The sequence below is a fragment of the Mesorhizobium sp. M5C.F.Ca.IN.020.29.1.1 genome (assembly GCF_003997375.1).
Lineage (GTDB): Bacteria > Pseudomonadota > Alphaproteobacteria > Rhizobiales > Rhizobiaceae > Mesorhizobium > Mesorhizobium wenxiniae.
Genome location: NZ_RZSW01000799.1, coordinates 1 through 2,030, shown reverse-complemented (window position 1 = coordinate 2,030; position 2,030 = coordinate 1). Strand labels below are relative to the sequence as shown.

The following is a 2,030-nucleotide window of genomic DNA, read 5'->3' as shown; positions in this document are numbered from 1 at the left end:
GGTAAGTATAGGAACGCAGCGTTTCGTGCACCTGCCCGCCGAGCAGCTTGTAGACCGGCTTGCCGGCCTCCTTGCCGATAATGTCCCAGCAGGCGATTTCGAGCGCCGAAAAACAGCCCATCCCGGACACGTCGGGGCGCTGGGTGAAGCCGGACGAATAGGCACGGCGGAAGAAGTTTTCGATGTCGTGCGGATCGCGGCCGATGAGGTAGCGCTCGGCCATGTCCTCGATCATTCTTGCGGTGACGTGGGCGGAGAAGGTGGCGTTGTAGGCCTCGCCATAGCCGACCACGCCGCCGTCGGTGGTGAGCTTGACGAAGATGAAATACTTGCCGCCGATGCCGGGCGGCGGATTGCCGACAACCCAGGTCTTTACGTCGGTGATTTTCATTTTTGATCCTCCAGAACCAGTTCGGCACCCTTCCATCCGGTCACGATCGAGGCGGCGTTGGTGTTGCCGGTGATGTTATCGGGAAAGATCGAGGCATCGATGACGCGCAAGCCGGCGAGGCCGTGAACCCGCAGGCGCGGGTCGACGACGGCGCGCGCAGCGTCCGGTCCCATGCGACATGTCGAGACCGGGTGGTAGACAGTGCCCGAACGTTTCCTGAAATCCTGAATGAGATCCGCGTCGGACTTGATTGATGGGCCCGGCAAAACCTCGTCCTCGATGATGTCGGCCATCGCCGGCATGGCGGCGATCTTCCGGACGAACTTCACAGCCGCCAGCATTTCGGCGACGTCCGCTTCGGTCGAAAAGGCATTGGCGACGATCTTCGGATAGTCACGCGGATTGCTGGAGCGGATCATGATCTCGCCACGGCTCGATGGACGGCAGTTGGACAGGCCGATGGAAAAGCCCGGCCACGGGTCGGGCGTCAGGATCGGACGCTCGCCGCTCTTCGGGATGACGGTCGAGAATGCCTGGAAATAAAGCTGCATGTTGGGCCGTGAAAGCGCCGGGTCGGTGCGGAAGAAGCCGCCGGCATTGTTCATCGACAGCGACAGCGGGCCCGAGCGCAAAAGGACATATTGCATGCCGACCATGAGCTTGCCCCACCACGGCCGCAGGATCTGGTTGAGTGTCGGCAGCCTGCCCCGATACGTGTAGTTGATGCCGACATGGTCCTGTAGGTTGGCGCCGACATTCTCATTGGCGTGAATGACGGGAATACCGAGCGCTCCAAGGAGCGCCGAGGGACCGATGCCGGAAAGCTGCAGCAATTGAGGCGAGTTGATCGAGCCGCCCGACAGAATGACTTCGCGACCGGCGCGGGCAGTCTTCGTCTCACCGTTCTGCAGGTACTCAATGCCAACGGCACGCTTGCCCTCAAAAAGGATTCTGGTCGCCAGCGCATTCATCTCGACGCGGACGTTTTTGCGCTTCATCGCCGGGCGCAGGAAGGCGCGGGCGGCCGACATGCGGCGGCCGTTCCTGGTGGTGATCTGGTAGATGCCGACGCCTTCCTGAACGGCACCGTTGAAATCGCGATTGAGTGGCAGGCCGGCTTGCTGACCGGCCGCCAGGTAGCGCTTGGTTAGCGGATGGACGGCGGTCGAGCAGTCGGTGATGTGCAGTGGGCCGCCGATGCCGCGCCATTGGTCGGCGCCGGCCTCATTGTCCTCCAGCGCCTTGAAGGCCGGCAGCAGATCGTCGTAGCTCCAGCCGGGATTGCCGGCATCTCGCCAGGCATCGAAATCCTCGCGCGCGCCTCTGATCCAGACCATCGCGTTGATCGAGCTCGAGCCGCCGAGCAGCTTGCCGCGCGGCCAGTGATCGGTGTTGTTGTCGAGCCCGGCATCCGGGTCGGTCTTGTAGTTCCAGTTGACCGCTGGGTCGAAGAAGGTCTTGCCGTAGCCAAGCGGCATCTGCACGTAGAAGCGCCGATCGGTGCCGCCGGCCTCGAGCACCAGCACCGAGAAGCGGCCGGAGGCGGACAGCCGTTCGGCGAGGACCGAGCCGGCCGAGCCGGAGCCGACGACGATGAAATCATAAGTCTGCATGGTGGCTGCGGCCGGCTCCGAATGTT

General features: G+C 63.1%; 1 protein-coding gene and 1 pseudogene. Both read right to left on the bottom strand.

Annotated features, from left to right (window positions below; translation table 11 throughout):
- Nucleotides 1-391, bottom strand: a pseudogene (locus EOA85_RS33685) (mandelate racemase/muconate lactonizing enzyme family protein); the annotation flags it as partial.
- Nucleotides 388-2,004, bottom strand: a complete 1,617-nt coding sequence (locus tag EOA85_RS33680; protein WP_127212579.1) for a GMC family oxidoreductase N-terminal domain-containing protein — start codon at nt 2,002-2,004, stop codon at nt 388-390. The pseudogene EOA85_RS33685 and the gene EOA85_RS33680, both read right to left, overlap by 4 nt.
- Nucleotides 2,005-2,030: the final 26 nt, after the last annotated feature.